The organism is Desulfobacter sp. UBA2225, from assembly GCF_002348205.1.
Classification (GTDB): domain Bacteria; phylum Desulfobacterota; class Desulfobacteria; order Desulfobacterales; family Desulfobacteraceae; genus Desulfobacter; species Desulfobacter postgatei.
Map to the genome: position 1 here is coordinate 1 of NZ_DDYV01000155.1, position 23,791 is coordinate 23,791.

Annotated in this window: 18 protein-coding genes and 1 pseudogene; 10 read left to right on the top strand and 9 right to left on the bottom strand. The window is 49.9% G+C overall.

Annotation, left to right across the window (positions count from 1 at the left end; all coding sequences use genetic code 11):
• A pseudogene (locus tag B3D59_RS07975) lies at positions 1–233 on the top strand (DEAD/DEAH box helicase); the annotation flags it as partial.
• Positions 234–286: 53 nt separating this feature from the next.
• Positions 287–1,381 (top strand): SWIM zinc finger family protein, encoded by a 1,095-nt coding sequence (locus B3D59_RS07980; RefSeq protein ID WP_286818806.1) that lies wholly within the window; start codon positions 287–289, stop codon positions 1,379–1,381.
• Between the two features lie 66 nt (positions 1,382–1,447).
• Here B3D59_RS07980 and B3D59_RS07985 read toward each other — a convergent pair whose 3' ends face one another.
• Positions 1,448–4,042, bottom strand: a complete 2,595-nt coding sequence (locus B3D59_RS07985) for a helix-turn-helix domain-containing protein (RefSeq protein WP_286818807.1) — start codon at positions 4,040–4,042, stop codon at positions 1,448–1,450.
• Between the two features lie 73 nt (positions 4,043–4,115).
• Positions 4,116–6,221, bottom strand: coding sequence for a GAF domain-containing sensor histidine kinase (locus B3D59_RS07990; RefSeq protein WP_286818808.1), 2,106 nt, complete (start codon positions 6,219–6,221; stop codon positions 4,116–4,118).
• A gap of 287 nt (positions 6,222–6,508) precedes the next feature.
• On the opposite strand from B3D59_RS07990, the gene B3D59_RS18315 reads away from it, so the two are divergent.
• From B3D59_RS18315 to B3D59_RS08015, 6 genes are all read left to right on the top strand, one after another.
• Positions 6,509–6,709: a hypothetical protein gene (locus tag B3D59_RS18315; RefSeq protein WP_349676876.1), complete on the top strand. Its 201-nt coding sequence runs from the start codon at positions 6,509–6,511 to the stop codon at positions 6,707–6,709.
• Entirely contained in the window at positions 6,660–7,079 is a 420-nt protein-coding gene (locus B3D59_RS07995; protein ID WP_349676877.1) for a cupin domain-containing protein, read from the top strand. Before B3D59_RS18315 ends, B3D59_RS07995 begins: the two co-directional genes overlap by 50 nt.
• A 34-nt stretch (positions 7,080–7,113) precedes the next feature.
• A complete protein-coding gene (locus B3D59_RS08000; protein ID WP_286818809.1) occupies positions 7,114–8,766 on the top strand; it encodes an AMP-binding protein in 1,653 nt (550 codons plus the stop codon).
• Positions 8,767–8,853: 87 nt separating this feature from the next.
• Complete coding sequence (locus B3D59_RS08005; RefSeq protein WP_286818810.1) at positions 8,854–9,900, top strand: thiamine ABC transporter substrate-binding protein; 1,047 nt, start codon at positions 8,854–8,856, stop codon at positions 9,898–9,900.
• Complete coding sequence (locus B3D59_RS08010; protein ID WP_286818812.1) at positions 9,876–11,558, top strand: ABC transporter permease; 1,683 nt, start codon at positions 9,876–9,878, stop codon at positions 11,556–11,558. Before B3D59_RS08005 ends, B3D59_RS08010 begins: the two co-directional genes overlap by 25 nt.
• The gene (locus tag B3D59_RS08015; protein ID WP_286818813.1) at positions 11,558–12,271 is read left to right on the top strand and encodes an ABC transporter ATP-binding protein; all 714 of its coding nucleotides are present in this window, start codon (positions 11,558–11,560) and stop codon (positions 12,269–12,271) included. The genes B3D59_RS08010 and B3D59_RS08015 overlap by 1 nt, the downstream gene beginning before the upstream one ends.
• Before the next feature lie 50 nt (positions 12,272–12,321).
• Here B3D59_RS08015 and B3D59_RS08020 read toward each other — a convergent pair whose 3' ends face one another.
• The 6 genes from B3D59_RS08020 to B3D59_RS08045 all read right to left on the bottom strand — a co-directional run bounded on the left by B3D59_RS08020 (position 12,322) and on the right by B3D59_RS08045 (position 19,379).
• Positions 12,322–13,245, bottom strand: coding sequence for a hypothetical protein (locus B3D59_RS08020; RefSeq protein ID WP_286818814.1), 924 nt, complete (start codon positions 13,243–13,245; stop codon positions 12,322–12,324).
• A 410-nt stretch (positions 13,246–13,655) separates the two neighbouring features.
• Positions 13,656–14,162 (bottom strand): hypothetical protein, encoded by a 507-nt coding sequence (locus B3D59_RS08025; RefSeq protein WP_286818815.1) that lies wholly within the window; start codon positions 14,160–14,162, stop codon positions 13,656–13,658.
• Complete coding sequence (gene mrcB, locus B3D59_RS08030; RefSeq protein ID WP_286818816.1) at positions 14,159–16,471, bottom strand: penicillin-binding protein 1B; 2,313 nt, start codon at positions 16,469–16,471, stop codon at positions 14,159–14,161. Before mrcB ends, B3D59_RS08025 begins: the two co-directional genes overlap by 4 nt.
• Before the next feature lie 14 nt (positions 16,472–16,485).
• Complete coding sequence (hemA, locus tag B3D59_RS08035; RefSeq protein ID WP_286818817.1) at positions 16,486–17,778, bottom strand: glutamyl-tRNA reductase; 1,293 nt, start codon at positions 17,776–17,778, stop codon at positions 16,486–16,488.
• A 24-nt stretch (positions 17,779–17,802) separates the two neighbouring features.
• Positions 17,803–18,630 (bottom strand): cytochrome C assembly family protein, encoded by an 828-nt coding sequence (locus B3D59_RS08040; protein WP_286818818.1) that lies wholly within the window; start codon positions 18,628–18,630, stop codon positions 17,803–17,805.
• A gap of 5 nt (positions 18,631–18,635) precedes the next feature.
• Entirely contained in the window at positions 18,636–19,379 is a 744-nt protein-coding gene (locus B3D59_RS08045) for a precorrin-2 dehydrogenase/sirohydrochlorin ferrochelatase family protein (RefSeq protein ID WP_286818819.1), read from the bottom strand.
• A gap of 25 nt (positions 19,380–19,404) precedes the next feature.
• Between B3D59_RS08045 and B3D59_RS08050 the strand changes: the two genes are divergently transcribed.
• A complete protein-coding gene (locus B3D59_RS08050) occupies positions 19,405–20,250 on the top strand; it encodes an amidohydrolase family protein (RefSeq protein ID WP_286818820.1) in 846 nt (281 codons plus the stop codon).
• Positions 20,251–20,488: 238 nt separating this feature from the next.
• Positions 20,489–21,202, top strand: a complete 714-nt coding sequence (locus B3D59_RS08055) for a hypothetical protein (protein ID WP_286818821.1) — start codon at positions 20,489–20,491, stop codon at positions 21,200–21,202.
• Between the two features lie 752 nt (positions 21,203–21,954).
• Here the strand turns inward: B3D59_RS08055 and B3D59_RS08060 are convergent.
• Positions 21,955–23,106: a cytochrome-c peroxidase gene (locus B3D59_RS08060; RefSeq protein WP_286818822.1), complete on the bottom strand. Its 1,152-nt coding sequence runs from the start codon at positions 23,104–23,106 to the stop codon at positions 21,955–21,957.
• Between the last annotated feature and the right edge of the window lie 685 nt (positions 23,107–23,791).

Consider the following 23,791-nt stretch of genomic DNA (forward strand, 5'->3'; position numbering starts at 1 on the left):
ACCCGGCCGTGGAGAACCAGGCCACGGACAGGGCGTTTCGCATCGGGCAGACGAAAAAAGTCCTGGTGCATAAATTTGTCACCCGGGGCACCATCGAGGAAAAGATTGATTTGATGATCAGTGAAAAACAGGCCCTGGCCGACCAGGTGGTCACCTCGTCCGCCGAAGGACTGATCACGGAAATGGATGATAAAGACCTGCTCGACCTGTTCCGGCTCTCCCTGCCCGAATAAGGCAGCAGATAAAAATATAAAGGATAGAGGATAAAGGATAAAGGAATCCAAGAATGTATTACGGGTATCCCAAATACGTCAGCGTGGCGGAAAAACAGGCAAAAGCCGAAAAAAAGCTTGCGGCCTTAAAAAAGAAAAACCCCGGTATTCAGCCCGTGGTCATTCAGGGCCAGGCCCTTGCAAAAACCTGGTGGGGCAAGGCCTGGAACAAAAACCTGGAACGGTACGCCGATTATGCCAACCGGATCGGCCGGGGCCGCAGCTATGTCCGGCACGGGGCGGTCCTGGACCTTCAGATCCAGCCGGGCAAGGTCTCCGGCCTGGTCATGGGGAGCACCAGCACCCCCTACCGGGTCACCGTCACCATAAACCCCATTCCCCAAAAACAATGGCAGCACATCAAAGATCAGTGCAAAGGGAAAATGGAGAGCATCAAGCAACTGATGTCCGGCAAGTTTCCCAAGGCACTTGAAGATCTGTTCACCCAGCAAGGCAAAGGTCTTTTCCCCTCTCCCAAAGAGATTGAACTGGATTGCTCCTGCCCGGACAGTGCAGTCATGTGCAAACATGTGGCAGCCGTGCTGTACGGAATAGGTGTCCGCCTGGACCAGGATCCAGGCCTTTTCTTCGTCTTAAGAAAGGCAAAGGTCAACGACTTGATCTCCGAAACCGTCAAAGAGACGAAAAAAGACCTGCTGAGCCGATCCGAGAAGAAATCTTCACGAATCATTGATGAAGAAAGCAGCAGCCTGTCGGATATGTTCGGCATCGACCTTGATATGAATGGATCGGCACTCTTGCCGCCGGCCGTGCCGGAATCACCCGGTAAAGCATCCGCCAAACCCGGGAAACCAGGACCTGTGAAATCAAAACCCGGACGGTCAAAAGCCGCAAGAGCCGAAAAAAAATCCCCCCGATCCGCCGATACCGGCAAAAAGAATGCTGCCGCCAAAATCAAAGACGCTGCCGGCATTGAAACCCTGTTGAGACGACGGACAAAAGGTCATACAACGGCGACTGAACTCATTGAAAAATCTGACATGGATCCGCAAAAGATCAGGAACATCCTGTACGGCCTTATCAAAAAAGGCAAACTGGAACGGGTATCAAGGGGCGTTTATAAATGGGTCAGACCGGAACCGCTTTAGTAATGAGAGCGAAATAACTTAACCTGGGAGCGGGGGCGGGTATACCCTATAACCGTGATAGACAGCCTATCCGCTCCCGGATTCAAGATGGTTCAGATGCGCCACGACGGCTCTGATTTCACCGTAGGAATAATCGTCGCCCAGTTCGTTTTTCATCTGGGTCAGATTCTTGTCAGGCGATACGACTGCCGCGATGGCCGCTTGTTTTTCTTTGTCCGGCACCAACTGATCCACGGACAGTTCGCCGTTGCCAATAAAGGAACATAAGTGCCCCTGAATGGTGGTGGGAGCCAGGCCCCGTTCTTCGGCAATCTCGTCCACGGCCAGGCCGTCTTTAAACAGCATCAGGCTGATCTCCCGGGTGTTGGCTTGGGGGGCGGCATTATCCGTGCCTGGGGTTTTTTCACGGCGGGTTGCCGTCTCTTTCTCTGAAGTCTGTTCTGAAGGACGCGGTTCAGGGGATTCATCACCCGGGATCTTTTTTTCATTGCAGTAGGTATCCACCATGGCCAGCAGTTCCTCTCCATAGCTTTCCACGGTGGCCGGGCCCACCCCTTTCAGGGCTTTCAGGCTTTTTTTCGACCGGGGCAGGCAAACCGCAATCTGAACCAGGACTTTCTGGTGGGCCACCTGGAACGCTTTTACATTTTGAGCGGCTGCGGTCCGGGTCCGCCATGCCTTCAAGGCTTGAAACATTTCAGGATGGGCAATGTCGAGCTCGGTGTAATCCGTAGTGGATGAACCGGCACTCTTTTTTGACTGATTTCCCGGCGTATCTGCGATGGCTTGGGACGACACGGCCCTAAGGTAAGCGGTTGTGGAAAATCCATCAGCACAGGATAAAATCCCGGCCCGTTTGACACGGACTTCCTGCTTTAAATTGTCCAGGGCATTTTGCACCTGCTTGGCCAGGGCCGCATTGTCTGTGTCCACGGAACCTGTTTCAAGCAGACGACCAAACACCTGATCCAGGGCATTGCCGAACCAGGCACTGGCTTTTTGCACCCGCTCCTGGATAACGGCACTTGTTTCCGGCAAAGGCTCATTTGCCATCAACTGCTGCAGTTGAACCTGAAATTTATCACTCACCTGGAACACCTGGTCCCGGGCCCTGGATTCCAGTTCCGCCGGTTCACCAAGCCCGGGGATGCGCAGCACATTGCGGTTATCCCTTGCCAGGCGCAGAAAATAAAAAAACAACCCTCTGAAACTTGAGCAGTCAAAGCATCTCAGCACCAGGGTCTGCTGGCAGGCGGCACGGGCGGCTCTGAAAATCCCGGCAAGGTCCTGGCCGGGCGGGGCCGTCCGGTTCATGAAATCCACCACCACCGGGTCGGTGCCCAGGACGTGGGGCGGCACAGGGGCGGTGAGCACCAGCCCGTCAAGGCCGGTACAGCGGCTCAAGGCCACATATACCTGTCCGGGAGCAAAGGCATTTTTTGCATCCACGATGGCCCGGTCAAAGGTTAAGCCCTGGCTTTTGTGGATGGTCACAGCCCAGGCAAGCTTTAACGGAAACTGCTTGAATCTGCCCACCACCTCCTGTTGGATGGTGTTATCTTCCTCGTTTACCTTATATGTAACATTTTCCCAATCTACCGGCTTGACCTCCACAACGGGACCATCCTTAAGATCCGACGCACTTTCCCCGGCCGCTCTTCCGGCACTGCCCCGGCAGGCAACGGTTACGGTTTCCCGTCCCACATGGGTCACCTGGCCGATGGTGCCGTTGAAATAAGCTTTGTCAGGGGAAGCATCATTGCGCAGAAACATCACCTGGGCCCCTGGTTTAAGGGTAAGCTGCTCTCCTGTGGGAAAGGCATGGGACGGAAAATCTCCGGACACTTCTGCAGCCAGGGTGTATGCTTTCTCCCCAAGCCGGGCAAGTTTCAGATTATTAATGGACTCAGCCCGTCTATTGTGCGTGGTCAAGGTAATGTATCCTTGATCCGGGGGATCGGGCCTCACCTGCCGGTTGAGGATATCAGTGCAACGGCGATCCATGCGGTTTTCGCGCACGGCATTGAGCAGACGGATAAAATCAGGATCGCTTTGACGGTAAACGGTTTCAAGCTCTATTGTCACCAGATCGGAGCGACTTAACGCCTGGCTTGAAAAAAAATAGGGGGAGGCATAATACTTGGACAAAAGACCCCATTCTTCGGGTTTGGTCACCGGCGGCAGTTGAAACAGGTCCCCGATGAGCAGCAGTTGCACCCCGCCAAAAGGCCGATCATCCCGTCGCAGGCGGCGCAATACCGCATCCAGGGCGTCCATCAGATCAGCCCGGACCATGGAGATTTCATCAATCACCAGCAGATCAAGGCCGTTGATAATCTGTTTTTTAACCTTTGAAAACCTGAAAAACCGCCGGTTATCCTGGGATCGATCACTTTGTCCGGGAAGATATGGCCCCAACGGAATCTGAAAAAAGGAGTGCAGGGTCACCCCCCCGGCATTTACGGCGGCAACGCCTGTGGGGGCCGCAACAAGGAACTGCTTGGGGCAAAACGCCGACAAAGATTTCAGGAACGTGGTTTTACCGGTGCCGGCCCTGCCGGTCAGATAGATATGACACAGGGTTTCCCCGACAAAAGCCCGGACCGCCTGGATCTTTTTGTTTCCTTCAAAGGAAGGTAATGTGGATTTCGTAACGTTCATAACATTTACGCTTTTTTGTTAACCGAATCCCATTTCTTTTCATAGTTGGCCCTCACCTTTTTCAAAAAAACGATCATTGTACGGATCTGTTTTCAGCAGCCTGGGGCAGGTAAATATCAAAACAACTGCCTTTTCCTTCAACACTGTCCACAAAGATATAGCCCTTGAGCCGGGCAACAATACCCTTGATAATGGGAAGCCCCATGCCCGTGCCCCGTCCTTTTGTCTTTGTTGTAAAATAGGGTTCAAATATATTGTCCATGACGGCACGGCTCATCCCGTGCCCCGTATCTTTCACCTGCAAATGAATATAGGAGCCGGGCAACATCTGGCCCGTCTCTTCAAGGGGACTTTCGTTAACCTGAATTTCATCCAGACAGACGGTGAGAACCCCGCCTTTGTCCCCCATGGCATGATAGGCATTGGTGCAAAGATTCATGACAAGTTGATGAATCTGGGTGGGATCTGCCATCACAGGCGCAAGATCTGTTTTGACCAACGTTTCGATCTTTATGGCTTTGGGAACAGATGCGCGCAGCAGCTTTAAGCTCTCCTTGATAATGGGGCCGGGGTGGCAGCGGATATACTCCCTTTCCCCCTGGCGGCTGAATGCCAGGATCTGTGCCACCAGGTCCTGGGCCCGACCCGATGCATTTTTCACCCGGCGAAGGTATGTCAGCATCTTCCCAGCTTCCGGACACATTGACAGGCATAGATCCGTATATCCAATGATAGGGGATAAAATATTATTGAAATCATGGGCAATACCGCCTGCCAGAACGCCAAGGGCCTCCATTTTCTGAAGCTGCACGATCTGACGTTTAAATTCACCCTGCTGCTTTTCATACTTCTGACGCCTGTAGACGCTTCCGACCTGCTGGGCCACGGCCATGACCAGGTGAGTGTCATTTCTATCCAGTCTTCTGAGGGTGACTGTATTTACGGCAATCATGATGCCGATGGCTTCCCCATCCACTTCGATGGGGCTGATAATAAAGGAAAGGGGTTTGAGACGGTCGGCAAGGTCCTGACTCTGGGGATATTTTTGCTTCAACCACGCCATATCATTCACAAGCATGGTTTTTTTGTGCCGGAAGGACTCATAAAACACCCCTTCGGATGACCCATCAAGGGAAATGCTGTAATTGCTGATGTAGAGCTTTTCAACCTCGGTAAAGCCATACCCGCCACGATAGCACAAAGACGTTTTCTCATCATTGGCGATCATGATCATCACTCGGTCATACCGAAGTTTTTTACCCACGATATTTGTGGTCCGTTCAAAGATGCAAGTATCAGGATCTTCAAGCTCCAGGGCCTGGCCGATATCGACAATGGCCTTTGAATTTTCCGCATTGACCTCAACCTGATTGAGCATCTCTTCCCTGGCGGTATGAATACCACGTAAAGACTTTGCAAGCGCCTTTGATTTCACCCTCTGGCCGGCCCACCCCAGAGCAAAAAACAATAAGGCCGGGCAAATCAGCCACAAACTTTTGGGCACAACAGCGGAAGGTATTATCCACAATGCAATGGGCATCGCGATTGCAGCAACACCGGCAAGCCAGGAAAGCACGGCAAGTATGGGAAACGCCGACCCCTTCCAGGATAGCTCATACCGGCAACCCCCGCCCCCGTTGAATATACATTCCGGATGCTGCACGGACAATTCATTATGGAGAAAAACATCCACAAGCCCCTGGAAATATCCTTGTCGGAGCTCGCACTGAAAAGGTTCTTCTTTTACACCTTCATTGGGTGTGACCATAATTTCGATTTTATTTTTTTCTATATCACGGATAGAATAACGCGAAGCGCGGGTCAAGCCTCCGGCATATTTTACAATCATCCCACAGGCCCGCCTGACCCCGGCGAATGGCAGCACCAGGCTGCGAATCATTCCCAGGCATCCGGGCGTCACAGCATACCGGCCGGCCGACCTCGCGATTCTCAGATTATCGGTAAGCATGCACAAACGTTCATGGAACCGATTGATCTGTGCCTCGGAGATCCCCGGGGCATTCTCCCCGGTCTTATCGATTCCAATCCCAGCATCGGCCATGAGGTCTTCGACTTCAATTTCGGGATATTTTTCCAGAATCAGGGCCGAATAGGCATCCAGTACTTTTTTGCTATACACTTCTTTTCCTTTTGCAGTTTCCATTTTTGATTGTTCCATGGGTTGAAACTTTGCATCCGGTCTTTAATGGTTGCCGATCAGCGCTTAAAAATTCAATCGCCTGTTATAAACCAAAACGGCACCTCTTTCTCTAGAAAAATATTATTTTAAAATTCAATCCATACACAGACACCGTGAATTGCAACATTCACCGCGCATGCGAAATCAACGACAGCGCGGTATATTCGATATACCGTATCAGAGAGAGAACTCCATGAATTTTTTGACAAAAATTTTATGATATATTATATCAATATACTTTTATAATTTATAATGATGGAGGATAAATGCAAACAGGAAAAGTTAACCAGCGAATTTTATCATTCATGGAAAAACGGGGCATGGATATCACCGCATTATCCGAGGCTGCCGGCCTTGACCCCCAATTTATCAAGACCATGCTTGACGAAGACGCCTATCCCCCCCCTTGGGCCTTTAATGAAAATTGCCCGGGCACTAGGTGTGCGTCTAGGCACCTTTCTGGATGACCAGGACAGCAGTGATCCTTATATTGTCCGCAAGGCGGAACGGGCAGACAGTTTTTCCGTTCTTGACAGTACCAACAAAGCGCCTGCCTTAAATTTCTATGCCCTGGGCAAAGGTAAGCCAGACCGGCACATGGAGCCGTTCTTTGTTGAAATCCTGCCTGAATCCGCAAAGAAAAAAACACTCTCTTCCCATGAAGGCGAAGAGTTTATTGTACTTGTCTCAGGAGTTGTGGAAGTGATTTACGGGAATGAAACATATGAACTCAAGCCCGGAGACTCCATCTATTACAACTCTGTGGTGCCCCATTATGTCTCCTGTGTCGGGGAAGAAAAGGCTGAAATTTATGCCGTGGTTTATATCCCGGAATAACAAACATCTTAAGCCAAAGAGGAATAGAGCACATATGGACGAAACTTTGCCATTGCAATCCCTGACCATAGGGCAAATCTTTGACAGAACCGTTGAAAAATATCCGGACAACCCGGCCGTTGTATATGTGGACAGGGATTTTCGCCTGACGTACCGCCAGCTTGCCACCTATGTAGATGAAACAGCCAAGGGTTTGATGGCCCTGGGCATTAAGAAAGGAGAAAAGGTAGGTATATGGGCCACCAATGTACCATACTGGGTGATTTTGCAGTTTGCCACGGCCAAAATCGGGGCTGTGCTGCTCACAGTGAACACCAACTATAAAACAGCGGAACTTGAATACCTGCTATCCCAATCTGACTGTGAAAACCTCTTTCTCATTGACGGATACCAGGACACGGATTACATATCCACCATATATGAACTGGTGCCGGAGCTGAAAACCTGCCAGCGCGGCCACCTGAAATCTGAAAAATTCCCCCATCTTAAACGGGTGATCTTTCTTGGCCCTGAAAAACACAGGGGCATGTATACGATTCCCGAAATCCGGGCCTTGTCCGTCATGGTTTCCGATGATGAATACCAGGCCCGCCAGGATAGCCTGGATTGCCATGATGTGGTGAACATGCAGTATACGTCGGGAACCACGGGTTTTCCCAAAGGCGTTATGCTCACCCACTACAATATCGCAAACAACGGGTTCTGGATCGGTGCCAACCAGAACCTGGGCCCGGATGACCGAATCTGCCTGCCCGTGCCCCTTTTCCACTGCTTTGGCTGTGTACTCGGGGTAATGGCTTTCATCAACCATGGCTCCTGTATGGTGATCCTGGAAAAATTTGATCCCCTTTTGATCATGGCCTCGGTGGAGCAGGAAAAATGTACCGGCCTTTACGGCGTGCCCACCATGTTCATTGCCGTGCTGGAACATCCCCTTTTCAACAAATTTGATTTTTCATCCCTGCGCACCGGCATCATGGCAGGATCGAACTGCCCCATCCGTGTCATGGAGAAGGTTATCGACCAGATGAACATGACGGAAATCACCATCTGCTACGGTCTGACCGAGGCATCTCCGGTCATCACCCAAACCCGGCAGCACGACGACATCCGGGTACGGACCGAAACCGTGGGACGGGCCCTGCCTCACCTTGAAGTCAAGGTCATTGACCTTGGCACAGGCAAAGAACTGCCCCGTGGCCAACAGGGGGAGGTGTGTGTTAAGGGATACAGCGTGATGAAAGGATACTACAACAACCCCGAAGCCACGGCCCAAACCATTGACGAGGAGGGCTGGCTGCACTCAGGCGATCTTGGCGTCATGGACGAAACAGGCAATCTGTCCATCACGGGCCGGCACAAGGACATGATCATCCGGGGCGGGGAAAATATCTATCCCAGGGAGATCGAAGAATTTTTATACCGCATGGATGGAATCCGGGATATCCAGGTGGCTGCGGTTCCCAGCGAGAAATACGGTGAGGAGGTCGGTGCCTTTGTCATTCTCAATGAGGGGGCAAATCTTGAGCCCAGCGATATCCAGGACTTTTGCCGGGGAAAAATAAGCCGCTACAAAATTCCCAGGTATGTCCATTTTATCGATCAATATCCCATGACGGCCTCGGGAAAAATTCAGAAATACAAATTGACAGAGATGTCGGAAGAAATTTGGCCGGAAAGGCGCTAAGCAGCTGCACATAAATGGTGTTTTTGTCCAACTTCAGTGTTGGACAAAAATCCTCATTTCTAAACAGACGCTAAAAAAAGAATAAAAATGAAAACCTATTCTGCTGTTGCCTTGTTCATTGTCTGCTTACTTTTAACCGTGCCCATACTCACCGGTCCGGCCCTAGGCCGGGAGTTGACCATCATGACCCATGACAGCTTCAGCATCTCGGCGTCCGTACTTGAAGATTTTAAAACAGCCGTGGGTGCCGAGATCACGATTTTACGGTCCGGCGATGCCGGCCAGGCCTTAAATAAGGCGATTCTGTCCAAAAACAATCCCATGGCGGACCTGTTTTTCGGGGTGGACAACACCTTTATGGGCAGGGCCCTGACCAATGACCTGTTCATTGCTTACACCCCAAAAGGGTTTGAAGAGATTAACACTACCCTCCTGGTGGATGATGAACACCGTCTGATACCCGTGGATTTTGGAGATGTCTGCCTCAACTATGACATCAAATGGTTCAAGGCAAAACAGCTTGCCCCCCCGGCCGGCCTTGAAGACCTGATACGCCCGGAATACAAAAACCTTACCGTTGTCCAAAACCCGGCCACATCATCCCCGGGCCTTGCCTTTCTTCTGGCCACCATCAGCCGTTTCGGGGAAAATGGATACATCACTTTCTGGCAAAATCTTAAAGCCAACGGGGTCATGGTGGTAAACGGATGGCAGGAATCTTACTGGGGTCAGTTCACTGCCGCCTCAAAAGGAGACCGTCCCATTGTGGTCTCCTACGCCTCAAGTCCTGCGGCAGAGGTGTTTTATGCCGAGCAAAAACCCACCACAGCCCCTACCGGTATCGTCATTGGGAATAGATCCGCCTTTCGCCAGATTGAATTTGCAGGCATCCTGAAAAACAGTGCCAACACAGATCTTGCAAAAAAGGCCATGGATTTTCTTTTAAGTAAAGCATTCCAGGAAGACATCCCTTTGCAGATGTTTGTGTTTCCGGCCAACACAAAAGCAATGCTGCCCGAAGTATTTTTAAAACATGCAAAAATTACGGATGCGCCGGCATCTTTACCCGCAGACGAGATCAACCAAAACCGGGACAGATGGCTCCGGGAATGGACGGAAAACCTGTTGCGGTGAAAGCAAGGAGTTATACCCACCCTTATGTGCTCGCGGGGCTTGTTCCCCTTGTATTTTTCCTTGTTTTCTATTTTTACCCCCTGGCCGGTATTTTTCTTCGAAGCTTTGTGCCGGACTTTCCCGCACACTTTCGTATTGACCTCTCTTTTTTGAATCAAATTGTCGAATCGCCGCGCCTTCACCATATCATCTGGTTCACCTTCTGGCAGGCTGCCGTATCCACCGGCCTGACCCTGGTGTTTGCCTTCCCGTGCGCCTTTGTCATGTCCCATTACCAATTTAAGGGGAAAAAATTTTTAACCCTGTGTGCATCCATCCCCTTTGTGCTGCCTGCCGTGGTGGTGGCCGCAGCCCTTGATGCAAGTTTCGGCAAAGACGGATGGCTGGGAATCTTAAATATCCGCCACCCCCTGGTTCTGATTCTTATGGCCCATGTGTTTTACAATTTTTCGGTCATGCTCAGAATTCTGACCAGCTTCTGGACAGGGTTGCAGGGCAATATCCAGGAAACGGCAGCCATGCTCGGGGCAGGACCGTTTCAGGTATTTATCCATGTGACCCTGCCCCTTCTCATGCCTGCGGTATGGGCGGCTTCCTTTCTGGTGTTCATCTTCTGTTTTTCAAGCTTTGGCATCATTCTGATTCTTGGGGGACCTGCCTACGCCACCATAGAGGCAGAGATCTACCGCCAGGCCGCGCATATGTTCAACCTGCCGGTGGCATCTTTTCTCTCCCTGCTTCAAATCGGGTTTACCCTGGTACTCATGGGCCTTTACACCGCCTTTTCCCGAAAGGCGGTTCGCTTTGTGCCCAAGGCCGGCCAGGCCAAATTCAAACGACCGGGGAAATTCATGGAAAAGGCAGCAATTACAGGCAGTTTCGGTTTTATTATCCTGTTATGCCTTTTTCCCTTGGCAGCCCTTGCAGGCAAGTCCATGGTTCATGAGGGGCAATTGTCCCTGATTTACTACCGGGCCATTTTTGACAATCCGTCAACTTCCATTTTCCATATCCCGCCTTTTACGGCGATTAAGTTTTCCTTCATCTTTGCGGGAACCGCTCTTTTTATCGCCCTTGTGACAGGCCTTTGCGCAGCCCTCTGCCTGAACCACCTGGACCGGATAAAAGCAAAAAACCTTGCCGGATTTTTTGACCCGTTGTTTATGCTGCCCCTGTCCACTTCCACAGTCACCCTGGGATTCGGCATCATCATCACCCTGGACCGACCGCCGCTGAACTTACGGTCTTCAATTCTGCTTGTCCCTTTAGTCCATGCCCTGGTGGGATTTCCCTTTGTGCTTCGGGCGGTGCTGCCTGCCTTGAAAAGCATCCCCAACAACATCAGGGAGGCTGCCTCCACACTAGGCGCCGGCCCTGGAAACATATTCAGGTGCATTGACCTGCCGTTAATATCCGGGGCATTGACGGCAGGCGCCGTGTTTGCCTTTACCATAAGCATGGGGGAATTCGGCGCCACCATTTTCGCGGCAGGCCCGCGCACCCCCACCATACCCCTGGCCATCTACCGATTTTTAGGCCAGCCGGGCGCCATTAATTACGGCCAGGCCATGGCTATCTCCACCCTTCTCATGGCAATCACAGCAGCCGGGTTTATCCTCATTGAAAAAATCAGTTCAAAAGGGCTACAACACTTTTAATGGAAAGTGAACTCATCATACACAACTTAAGCAAAACCGAAACGGAAGGCGTCTGCCTTCTAAACAACATCAACCTTGCCCTGCCCCGGGGCAGCCGCCTCTCCGTACTCGGCCCTTCGGGCAGCGGAAAAACCACGCTGTTGCGTATGATTGCAGGGCTTGATATGCCGGACTCCGGCGATATCCGGTTCAACGGGGGCTCTATCCTGGATATCCCCCCGCACAAGCGAAATTTCGGCATGATGTTCCAGGACTATGCCCTGTTTCCCCACCTGGATGTTTTTCACAACATTGCATTCGGCCTGAAAATGAAGGGCATGCCCAGACAGGAACAGGCCCCTATTGTGGAAGAAATGCTGGCGCTGATCAATCTCAAAGGATTTGAAAACAGAAAGGTGGATAAACTGTCCGGGGGCGAGCGTCAGCGGGTGGCCCTGGCAAGAACCCTTGCCCCAAGCCCCAGGCTGCTCATGCTGGACGAACCTCTGAGCGCACTGGACCGGGTCTTGCGAAAACACCTTCTGGAGCAACTCACACAAATTTTCTCCCGGCTTCACATCACCACCATATTTGTCACCCACGATCACGAAGAAGCCTTTGCCGCCGGATCTCGGATCATCCTGATGAACCAGGGCTGCATTGTCCAGGCCGGCACCCCAAAAGATCTGATGCTGCGCCCGGTGAATGACTGGGTCCGGCAATTTATGGGCTGAAGCATCGTTAATAATTGCTCTTGTTTCTTGATGCCTTTACAAATAGAAAACTAATAAAATAAGATAATCCAGGCCAAAACCAGTATTCTGGACAAAAGACCAAACCCCATGGTCAAAAGGCAGATGAAAGAACCGTTGCGGCCTCCGTAAATGGCGATATACCGAGGCAAGGTCCGGCGCAGGCGGGTAACCGGTATCATGAGCAGACCTCCGGCTATGAGGGCAGTGATGGCTTCATAGCCGCTGATGCTGTTTTGGGTCAAAAGGGTTGACATGTAGCTGATCCCGGCAATCGGACTGAATATGTAGGTGGTGAGCGGACCGATTACGGCCGGGGATAAACCCAGGGCGGATGTCAAAGGAGCGATCCCGGCCTCTACCCAGGAGAGCATTCCCGACAAGGTCAGCACCTGAACCAGCAGGGTCACGACAGCCAGCACACCGATCATGTTGAAAAACATTTTTTTTCGGGCATGCCAGGCGTCTTTCAAAAGCCGGGTCAAACTGCGGTTAAGACATTCCGGATCATCCGGCGAGCATTCGTAGGCCGAAAACGGGTCCTCCCCGGTTTCCAAAGGCGCTTTGCCATTGCCCCAAGCCCTTCCGCAGATCAACACATAGCAAAGTTTGAGTACGCCGGTAAGCCAGAAGGCGGCAATGTAAATCATGGCCAGACGGGTGCCGAGCAGAGGCAGAACAATGGGAAGCTGAAAGGTCAGAGTCTCCCTGAGATGAAAGGGCACCGTATTGAGGATGCCGGTAAGGCGCAGCTCACGGTCATTTAGTCGTCCGTCCGCATGGAATTGGGCTGCCATGGTGTGGGCCGCGATCATGGAACCTATTGCGGCCAGAAAACAAACCGCTGTTTCGGCCGGTAGCCGGGCGGCTCTTGCCACAGGTTTCCCAAAAGGTTTCAGGTGGCGCATCAATCCCATCTGCATGAACAGCTCCACCCCGAAAAGACTTATAAACATTACCGAGCCCATTCGAAACACCAAGTCCGCCGTAAACACAATTGAAGATAATAAAATTTCCATGTCCAACCATAATGGGGTTTCAGTACCGGTAAAGCTAAGGAATGAGATCAAAACAATTTAATCTGGGAGTGCGGGCGAGACGCCCACGCTCCCGGATATAGCAAAATGGGCAAGTTATTTAAGACCCGTTCCTTAGTATTGCAAAACTATCATGTCTATATCTTTTAGGATTTCAATACCAGTTCGACATAGACCATAAATTCTAAATATAAATCTTTTTAGTTGAAAAACTCGCACAAAGACACCAAGACACAAAGACACAAAGATTTTCTATTCAACTTTGTGGTCCTTTGTGCCTTTGAGGCTTTGTGCGAGAATAAAATGAGAATTGCTGTACACAGACGAATCTAATCAGCACGCCCCTGGGCTTGGCGAAGCAGCCTTGCGTTTTTTTCCTTTACGTCCGGATATGCAGCAGCCAGGCTGTCGGATTTTTTGGCCAGGGAAACCGCCTGAACGATATTACCTTGATATAGCCGGGCCCTTGCCATCAGATGCCAGACCAAAGGGTCCTGACCGTCAATGTACAATGCCTGCTCCAGGGTTGAAAAGGCAAGCTGGGGTTGCTTGCGGCGCAGCTGATTTTCGGCACTCTCAATCATCCGGGTCAACGCCTTTGGCCGGGAACGCTGAACAGGACGAACGGCAGACAAAAGCCGATTCTCCTCCTGCTTTCCCCCACCAATTGTCGAATCATAGGGCGCAGCGCGTTGATCCCTTACAGGCCCGCCGATCTCGGGCACGGATTCAGGGGGCCGATGGGACTGGGGTATTGAGACAGGTCTTTTTTGCGCACAGGCGGATAAAACCATAAGAGTCATAAATAAAATGAAATAAAAAAAATATCTTTTCATTTAAATACATCCTTGAGCCAGTCAATGAGATATTGCGGCTTTTTTTTCTGTACCGGTTGTTGGCCAGACCTTGGGTATGCCGGGGTCTTAGGTATCACTTGGGTACCGGGGTTGGGAAGAGGATTAAAAAGAACAGGGGCAGACCCCTGGATAAAAGGCACGGCAAGGGCACCGGGAGCATTGCTGTCTGTGCGAAGCCCGGTTTGCGGATCAATCACCGCCCATTCAATATTCTCCGGCGGCGTCAGGACCAGGGGTGTATTGGGGATTTGTGCCATGATCCGGCCAAAAACCTGCAGGGCCCCGGAAGCCCCGGTGAGCCCTGTGGATTGATTGTCATCCCTGCCCACCCAGACCACGGCCAGGCGATTTCCGGAAAATCCGGCAAACCAGGTATCCCGCAGATCATTGGTCGTACCGGTCTTTCCGGCAATGCCCAAATCGGGTGAAAGCCATCTGGACAGAGATCTGCCTGTACCTTCACGGACAACAGTCTGAAGTGTTTTGTCCACCAGGAATACCGCTCCCGGATCCAGGTGCTGTTCAATGTTCAAAGAATAGCGCTGGAGTGTTTCCCCTTCAGGAGTATAAACGGCATTGATGACCCGGGCCGGGGTGTAGAATCCCCCCGAGGCCAGGGTGTGGTAAACCTGGGCAACCTGGACAGGCGTCATTTCAAAACTGCCCAGAAGCATTGCAGGAACAAGCGGGGGATTGGGTTTAAAGCCCAACTGCGCCATGGTTGCAAAAACGGTTTCCAAACCAAGATCCATGCCAAGCCTGACCGTGGAGGTATTGTAGGAGTGAACCAGGGCCTGGAACAAGGGCAGTTCTCCATGGAATTTTTTGTCAAAATTCATGGGCTTCCAAAGATGACCGCCACTTTTCAATGCAACAGGCCCGTCATTGATCCGGGTCACCAGGGTATAATTTTCGGGCCGTTCCAGGGCCGAAAGGTATACCACAGGCTTCACCAGGGAACCGATGGGACGATTTGCGTCCAGGGCGCGGTTAAACCCTTGATATTTCGGTTGCTTTCCCCCAACCAGGGCCTGGATCTCATTGGTCGCAGCGGCCGTCACCACCACACCGGCCTCAAGCTTTGAATCTCTCCCTGCCATGAAATCCGCCACCCCTTTTTCTGCAGCCAACTGCACCAAAGGATCCAACGGGGTGAAAATACGCAGCCCCATGGTTTTTAAATCCTTTTCACGGTATTCTTCAAGCAGTCTGCGCTTAACGAAATCCAGGTAAAAGGGAAATCGCCATTGCCGAGGCACCGGAATAACGCTTAAGGAACTGCCGAGTGATTTTGTAAGCTCGGCGGATGAAATCAGCTCCTGGTCTGCCATGAGACCAAGCACAGTGTTTCGTCGGGCAATGGCCCGGTCCGGATGCACCCTTGGATTGTAGACGGACGGTCCTTTAAGCATACCCACCAACAGAGCTGTTTCCTTAGGCGAAAGCAACTCCAAAGACTTGCCGAAATAAAACTGAGCCCCGAGGCCGAACCCGTATATGCCCCTGGAACCGTCCTGGCCTAAATAAACTTCATTAATATAGGCTTCAAGAATTTCTTCCTTGGTAAACTGACGCTCAATGGCTGCTGCGACAAAGGCTTCGCTGAATTTTCGTTTGAGCGTTTTGTCAGGGGAAAGAAAAAAATTTTTTGCCAGTTGCTGGGTCAGGGTACTTGCGCCCTGGGTAAGCCGACCCTGGCGGATATTGACCACAATGGCCCGGAAAATGGATTTAAAATCAATACCGTAATGGGAATAAAAATTTTTATCCTCCACGGCAATAATGGTCTTTTTAAGTAATGTCGGGATATCTTCAGTATCAACAAGGATACGGTCTTCCATGGACGACGGGTAGAACTGCCCTATCAGCACGGGGTCCAGCTGTTCCATGTCAGCGATCCGCTCCCCGCTTTTCAATTGGTCAATGAGATCGCCGGAAATAGTTAGCTCGACGCGCCGCACGGGGCGGCGCTGTTCACCAAAATCAAAGGATCGGCAACTGAGGACAAACCGCCCCTGATACCGGGTGTAAGTACCTGGAACCGTCAACTGCACCTGGGTTTCAACCCTTCGGTATCCGAGCAAATCCAGTTCCTGCTCAAGGGATTTGACGGACAGCTGCAAGCCCGGATAAAGGGTCATGGGCCGTGCATATACTTTGGCCGGCACATCCCACAACCGGTCTTTGAATCGCTGGGCCACCTGATGGTTGATCAGGTAAGCATAGGCGAAAAAAGCCATGCATGCACATAACAATAAAAAAATGACCAAGCGTCTCAACAATTTCATTTAGACCACCTTCACTAGTTGTGATCCAGGATGTCGAGATTAAAGAGCTGCCGGGCCACATTCAAATAGAAAGAATCGTCCCTGTGATCACCGGTGTGACGCAAAAATAAAATAGGATCATGAATGGCACGGGAAGCAATGGCCCGTGTCATCCTGCGGATGGCATCGGTATCCGCCGTTGACAGATGGGGCAGACCGGCCAGTGTTTTCTCACATTCCAGATTCACAATGTCAGTCATTTTCCGGTTGATGGCCTTGATGGTGGGCACCACGGCCAGTTCATCCAGCCATCGCCGGAAAGCCAGCAACGCTTCCTCCACAAAACCTTGCGCCCTGACGGTCTCCTGTTCCCGTTGACTGATATTTGTTTCAACAATATTTTTCAAATCGTCAATATCATAAACATAGGCATTGGATATTTTATTGATCCGGGGGTCAATATCCCTGGGTACGGCAATATCAATAAAAAACAGGGTCTTGTTCTGTCTTTTTTTCATGACGCGCTTGACCTGGTCACGGGTTAACACATAATCCGTGGCCCCGGTGGAACTGATAATGATATCCACATCAGCCAGGGCAGATTCCCGTTCCTCATACTGGACCGCCTTGCCGTTGAACTTGCGGGCCAGGTCCAAAGCGTTTTTAAATGTGCGGTTGGCCACCACAATCTTTTTTACCTGATGGGTCATAAGGTGTTCAACAGCCAGCTCCGCCATCTCGCCGGCCCCGATGAGCATGACGCTTTTGGTGGCAAGATCGGCAAAAATTTTATGGGCAAGTTCAATGGCGGCATAGGAAATGGAGACGGCATTATCACCAATGCCGGTCTGTTTTCGCACCCGTTTTGCCACGGAAAAGGATTTGTGCATCAGGCGGTTAAGCAAGACCCCTGTGGTACCGGCACTTACCGCGGTTTTATAGGCCTTTTTCACCTGCCCCAGAATCTGGGGTTCTCCCACCACCATGGAATCAAGACTTGCAGCCACACAGAACAGATGGCGGACAGCATCGTCATCCCGGTGGATGTAAAGGGATGATTTGAATTCAGGAACAGGTAACTGCTTCAATTCAGAGATAAACCGCATAACGGTATCAATTCCGTCATTGTTGTCCAACGCCTGGTTTCCCGGTATATAGAGAAATTCCAGGCGGTTGCAGGTGGAAAAAACCAGGCCTTCCTTGATACCCGGATCCCGCTTTATAAAATCCAGGGCTGTTTCAATCTGTTCCTGGGAAAAAGAGAGTTTTTCCCTGAGCTCCACAGGCGCGGTCTTATGGCTGGCACCAATCAGAATTATCTTCGACATAATGGGTTAATCTGTGTCCTGTTCTTATTGGGTAAACCCCTGGTGATGCCCGCCAAGGAAAAAATTCACCCCCAGGAAGGTAAAAATTAGTATGATAAAACCAATCACGGACATGATCGCGGAATTACGGCCCCGCCACCCCGAATTAAGCCGCAGATGCAAAAGCGCCGCATACACCAGCCAGGCCCCCAGGGAAAACACCTCTTTGACATCCCATCGCCAGAAACTGCCCCACACGGATCTGGCATAAATAAGACCGGTGACAAGCCCAAACGTAAGCAAGGCAAACCCTGTGGAAATACAGGTATAGGAGACGACATCCAGAAAATCCAAAGACGGCAGCCGCTTGAAAAAAAACCCCGGACTTTTGCCTTTGATGCCCTGCTCTTGAAGCAGATAAAGGATACCGGCACCGCAGGCCAGGGCCAGCATGGACTCCCCGGTAAAGATAAGGATGATGTGCCCGAAAAAGAAAATGCCCTTATATATCTTGTCCGGGGCCTGGGCTGCTTCGGGCAAAAGAATGGCTGCCAGCATAAGCACGCTGATCATGGCCGTGGCATAGACACCAAGAATTTTTAAATAAAACCGGTACTGCACATAGATGAACATGGCGGCAAGAGACAGGCCTGCCATGGACAGGCTCTGGCCAATGGTGTAAATGGGCAGCCCGCCAAGTGCCGCGCTCTGCAGAACAATGGCGAACAGATGAACCACCGCCCCGATACCCACAGCGCCCAAGGCGGTCTGCTGTATCCGATCTTTCTGGTAAAACAGATAACAAAAATACCCGCCCGTACTGATCAGGTAAAAAAACGTTGCGCACTGCAAAAGGATAAAAGGAATATTCATAAACATCACAACTCCCGGGTACCGAAATCGGGCATAAGCCCTTCCAGGCTGAAGCCGTCACCCAGCACCATAGCAAGTACGGCATCAATCTGGTGGATTTGTCCTGCGGCGATCTTTTCAGGCAGATCGGCATCAAGCAGGGCACAAAAAATTTTGCGGTGTCCCTTGGGATCATGTCCCTGTTCCAGCAAAATGGATCTGATGCGGCCTAAAAGGGTGGCAAGTATACCGTATTCACGACCGAAACGTGTTTCAATCGCCATGCGCAGGCGCCTTGAAAGGGCCGGACTTGCCCCGCAGGTAGATACGGCAAATAAAAGATCGCCCCTGTCCACCACTGCCGGCAGGATAAAATCCCCTTTATCCGGACCGTCAGCAATATTGCACAATATATTTTTCTTTTGTGCAGCCTGCCGTATCCTGGCATTTAACTGCATATTATCTGTGGCGGCAAAAGCCAGACTCATGCCGTCCAGATCCGAATCCTGAAAATCTTTCTTCTTTAATGTAATGGCAGAAAACGGCGTATTTAACAGTTCATCTGAAAAGCCAAGGCTGACCACGATGACCCGGGCACCTGCCCCGGCAAGGCCAAACGCTTTTCTTGTTCCCACTGCCCCACCGCCAACCACAAGGCAGCATCTGTCTTTAACATCTAAAAAAATCGGATAGTAATCCATCACCTTATCCCTTATTTGCCCTTGTTTGGGCAGGGGGTTTAATATATATTGCCTGTTAGTTTTTTTCAATCTTTATCCTTATGAAGGCAATTCCGTGATTATCGATTTCCATACCCATCTTTTTTTTCAGGCCGTTGCAAATGACAGGACTCCCTTCTTGGACAACGAACCTGAATTCAAGCTTCTATACAATTGCCCAAAGGCAAAAATTGCAACACTGCCCCAACTCATTGACACAATGGACCGGCACGAGGTGGATATTTCCATTGTTTTAGGATTTCCATGGCGCAACCCCGAATACACAAAAAAAAATAATGATGCGATAATTGAAGCGGTCACGGCGCACCCGAAACGGCTACGGGGGCTGGCCTGTTTTGATCCGGCCTGGGAAGGTGCACCCAAAGAGGCTGAACGCTGTATTGATGCAGGGCTTTCCGGTGTGGGGGAACTGGCCTTTTACTTATCCGGCATTGACGATAGGGCCATCCGGCGTCTGGAGCCTGTGATGGATGTTCTCAGGCGCAAGGGCAATTTACCGTGTATGATCCATACCAATGAGCCTGTGGGGCATCAATATCCGGGAAAAAGCCCTGTCACCCTTAATCAGATTGAGAATCTAGCCCGAACCTTTCCGGACAACAAAATCATTCTTGCCCACTGGGGCGGCGGCATCTTTTTTTATCACATCATGAAAAAGCAGATGAAAGAACGGCTTAAAAATATCTGGTATGATACGGCCGCGTCTGTTTTTCTTTACGAACCGGAAATCTACGATATGGCGGTCAAGGCAGGCGTACTGGAAAAAGTTCTGTTCGGCACGGATTATCCCCTGCTGACCCCTGACAGGTATTACACTGACATTGACCAGTCAGGGCTGACTTTAGAGCAAAAACGGATGGTACTCGGAGAAAATGCCCGGAACCTGTACCCGGACTTATAATAAGGTGGGGACTAACAGGGATGTCCGGGGTGCTCTTCCATACAAAAAACGGATCTTGTTTTGGAGGTAGCCTTCAATCATTGGGAGCAGCTTGTGGAGAAAAAAGCAAAAAAGGAGACTTAAGAAAAAGATGTCAATCCATGATACCACCAACAGGCAATCGTTGGCACCCAGAATAGAGGTGTCAGAGGATTCAATTCCTCGAGGTGAGAATGACGGGAGAAGCCTCCTAACTACGATGACCAAAGAAATTTATATGCTGGCCAGATTGCATTATGATTTGTTGAATCCAGAAAAAATAAGTCGGGTGTTTTTAAAGCTGCGTTGTATGAAACATGATCCGGTTCGAGATAGATGGGTATGGCTGTACGAGGCGGAAGCTAAGAAATTGAAGTTCAAGGGCACATATAAGGATATTCCTATTGAAAGAAGACCGATCGTTCTTGGGGCTTTTTTCTTCAGAAACAAGGGGGAAATGATTCTGGATCTCAATTCCTTTGACCGGGCCATCAAAGCAGTCGTGTTTTTCGACAAGTATTTACCAAGAAAAGCCGCTAAGGTCAAAGATATTACTGTTTTGAACAAGTTTCATGATGGTTCGAAAGGCTTTGTCCCTAAACACCAGGACTTTTTCGATAAGGGACTGGAGGCGGTGATTGATCCAGATGGCCTGATTGACGACCTGAGGAGGGCTACGTCCACTATAGAGGACCCTATAGAAAAAGCCAATGCCGCATATCCCCTAATGATGGAAGGGTTTCAAAAATCCATTTCGGAAGTTGAACGTATGCCCATTCATTTCTATGAAGATGGGATATCCAGCCTAAAGGGGCGTCTCTCCTTGCGAGAAATAATTGCCATGCAGCATTGGCAAGGAAATAGCGATTATTCGCTCAATAATGTGTTCGAGCAGATCTTGCCACTGATCTTGCCATCACCGAAACCCAAATAGGCTTATTAACCTATGATGGCCATGGAATTCAATGGTGTATAAAAAGATACTCAGAGGGAAAAATCAGTTGGTGGCCTCATGATACTGAAGTTGTACAATTGTTGCCAAGAGATCTACAAATCATGCTTTGGGGTGGTAATCCCAGCAAAATTAAAATGCCAGATATGTGGAAACCAATTCATAATCTAAAGCGGTAAAGCGCAACTTTTTTAAATGAAAACAGCGCCTCAAATATTACGATTTAATCTGCCGGATTTTGCATATCAGGCCCAAAATAACAAATGAAGTCAACGCCTTTACTGGCAAGGATTACACGCTACATAAATACCATTATTGCTCTCCCCAGAGAAATTCGGTTTGGTAGGAATTTCAAAATGCGAGCTTCACGTTATATTGACCTCCAAGGCATCAGGCCGGATAACCCCGCAATACTTCTTCCAGTCCGCCCTGTTTTAGATTCACGGCCAGTGGGCCTTGATAGACATATTCGTGGGTCGTCAATTCCTAATAAATTTTCTGAATGTGGACGATCTTAACGTGAAAATGTCCTGCGTGAAGGGTGAAAAGGCTTTCAACAAGGTTACGGAAACACTAAATTCCGCAAAAGGAAAGGCTCTGTTCCATTTAGATGTTGAAAATCAATTAAAGGAAACAGAGCCAAATGAAAAAAGACAGGATGTGGAAATCCTGTCTTTCGTAAATCGGCTGTTTTGGTCAATTTACCCCTACAGCCCTCTCTCAAAGGTTAATTTTCAGGGTGTGTATCCGTCTGATAGCGTTCTTAGAAACGCAACAATAGCGGCCTCTTCCTCTGCAGTCAGACCTAAATCTCCCAGTTCATCGGTGTTGACATGCACCTCGACTTCCGGGTCCGGCCACGCTTCAACATCTCTTGTGTTGTAAAAATGGACAATCTCTTCTAAAGATTTAAAAAAACCGTTGTGTGCATATGCTTTAACAAAACCTTCCTCCGGCCTCTTATCCACATTTCGAAGGGTGGGGACTTTCTGCTTTCCATTCTGATCGGAATTACCAAGAAATCCCCCAAGCCCCAAGTCAACCCAGTCCTCGCCATCCGGATTAATTTTTTTCGGCTGAGAATAGAAAGGATTCTCAGGGTTTTTAGGTACTCCAAGATTATCGTATGTAAAATCAGTAAACAATGGTTTGTCGCCGCTGCTAGGATGACAAGCAGCGCAGTTGCCTTTATCTTCGGCATTAAAAAGCGAAAGCCCCAATGCCTCTTGGGCTGTAAGCTCTACTTGGCCTTGCAGATAATAATCGAATTTTGAGGTGAAAGGATTCACCTCCTCGGATCTTTCATAAGCAGCGATGGATTGAGCGATCATCACATAAACATCGTAAGTATTCTGTTTTACATATTTAAAATCGAGAGTTCCAGGCCCCCATACTTCTTCGAAAAGCCCGGCATAGTCCGAAATGGCAACCTTAAGCACAATAAGTAACATATTGGGAGCAGCTTGTTCTACAGGATTCAGGAATGGCCCCATGGCCTGCTCGGCTAAAGGATCACCGAGCACCCATCCTGTAGCTCTTCCGTCCCAGAACATACCGCCGACCCATGCCTCATCAGCTTCGTCATAGTACAATACAGGACTCTCGCCGCCATAAGCAGCTGTCGGGGGTTTCCGGTTACCCGCCCGGGTATGAATCGTCCCATTATAAACCGCTGGGCCTGCATTGATAAGTGAATCAGGTCCGGTAAACCCAGTTTCAGGAGCGTGACAGCTTGCACAGGACATCTTTCCGTTAACGGAAAGATTTTCGTCAAAAAAAAGAGCCTTGCCGAGTTGCTCTATAGGGCTAAGCTCTTGAGCCATAAGAACCGTTGGTACGATTGCCAATAAAACCATTAAAAACAAATAAAACAATCCTTTTTTCATAAAAACCTCCATCAGGTTAAAGTGAAAAATTCATAAATAGCCTCTTTACACTGGAAAGAAGCATTAACCAGCCCAAGGGATGCTCTTGCTTTTAATTTGATTATTTTTTCTCGTGATTCCACCTAAGGCTACCAGGTCAGCACTATTAAGAGAGAAGGGCAGTTGTTATTCAAGTACAACAATTATTGGTGCATATTCAGATAGCTACGATGAGGAATAATAACAGGATAGCAAGCATAATATTTAAATACAAGCCCTTTTTGAAATTGTAGTTTCAACAAACAACCGTTTAAAAAGACACATCTAAATCTGGTAAATCTGGGGACAAGTAAATCTGGGTAGAGTAGAGCACTGATTCGGCCGGTTTCTTCAGCCCTTTTTATATTCGAGACGCCTTGCCGCACGCGGCTACTACGTGTTCCAAAGGCCTTGCATCCTCAATGCTCCCTCATCAAACCGTGCATACGGTTCTCCCGTACACGGCTTTCCGATGTTCTTCACTATAAGGCTTGCGCCCTTTTCCACTTTGCGTAAGTTGGGATTCTATACAAATACAACTTGTTGTACAGAAAATCTGTAGAGAACCGTTTATACCCATTTGTCCTGGTACGAACTTTATGCCGTACACATAGATGCTTACGGACCCTTTCTTCGGTAAACCGTGTCCTTTCGGCAAGCATGCGTG

Bases quoted from the DNA above. Each gene is read 5' to 3' on its own strand.
- B3D59_RS07990 (WP_286818808.1), bottom strand. From the start codon at position 6,221: ATGGAACAATCAAAAATGGAAACTGCAAAAGGAAAAGAAGTGTATAGC.
- B3D59_RS08000 (WP_286818809.1), top strand. From the start codon at position 7,114: ATGGACGAAACTTTGCCATTGCAATCCCTGACCATAGGGCAAATCTTT.
- B3D59_RS07985 (WP_286818807.1), bottom strand. From the start codon at position 4,042: ATGAACGTTACGAAATCCACATTACCTTCCTTTGAAGGAAACAAAAAG.
- B3D59_RS08040 (WP_286818818.1), bottom strand. From the start codon at position 18,630: ATGAATATTCCTTTTATCCTTTTGCAGTGCGCAACGTTTTTTTACCTG.
- B3D59_RS08025 (WP_286818815.1), bottom strand. From the start codon at position 14,162: ATGAAAAGATATTTTTTTTATTTCATTTTATTTATGACTCTTATGGTT.
- B3D59_RS08005 (WP_286818810.1), top strand. From the start codon at position 8,854: ATGAAAACCTATTCTGCTGTTGCCTTGTTCATTGTCTGCTTACTTTTA.
- B3D59_RS07980 (WP_286818806.1), top strand. From the start codon at position 287: ATGTATTACGGGTATCCCAAATACGTCAGCGTGGCGGAAAAACAGGCA.
- B3D59_RS08010 (WP_286818812.1), top strand. From the start codon at position 9,876: ATGGACGGAAAACCTGTTGCGGTGAAAGCAAGGAGTTATACCCACCCT.
- B3D59_RS08015 (WP_286818813.1), top strand. From the start codon at position 11,558: ATGGAAAGTGAACTCATCATACACAACTTAAGCAAAACCGAAACGGAA.
- B3D59_RS08020 (WP_286818814.1), bottom strand. From the start codon at position 13,245: ATGTTTATAAGTCTTTTCGGGGTGGAGCTGTTCATGCAGATGGGATTG.
- hemA (WP_286818817.1), bottom strand. From the start codon at position 17,778: ATGTCGAAGATAATTCTGATTGGTGCCAGCCATAAGACCGCGCCTGTG.
- B3D59_RS18315 (WP_349676876.1), top strand. From the start codon at position 6,509: ATGCAAACAGGAAAAGTTAACCAGCGAATTTTATCATTCATGGAAAAA.
- B3D59_RS07995 (WP_349676877.1), top strand. From the start codon at position 6,660: ATGAAAATTGCCCGGGCACTAGGTGTGCGTCTAGGCACCTTTCTGGAT.
- mrcB (WP_286818816.1), bottom strand. From the start codon at position 16,471: ATGAAATTGTTGAGACGCTTGGTCATTTTTTTATTGTTATGTGCATGC.
- B3D59_RS08055 (WP_286818821.1), top strand. From the start codon at position 20,489: ATGACCAAAGAAATTTATATGCTGGCCAGATTGCATTATGATTTGTTG.
- B3D59_RS08060 (WP_286818822.1), bottom strand. From the start codon at position 23,106: ATGAAAAAAGGATTGTTTTATTTGTTTTTAATGGTTTTATTGGCAATC.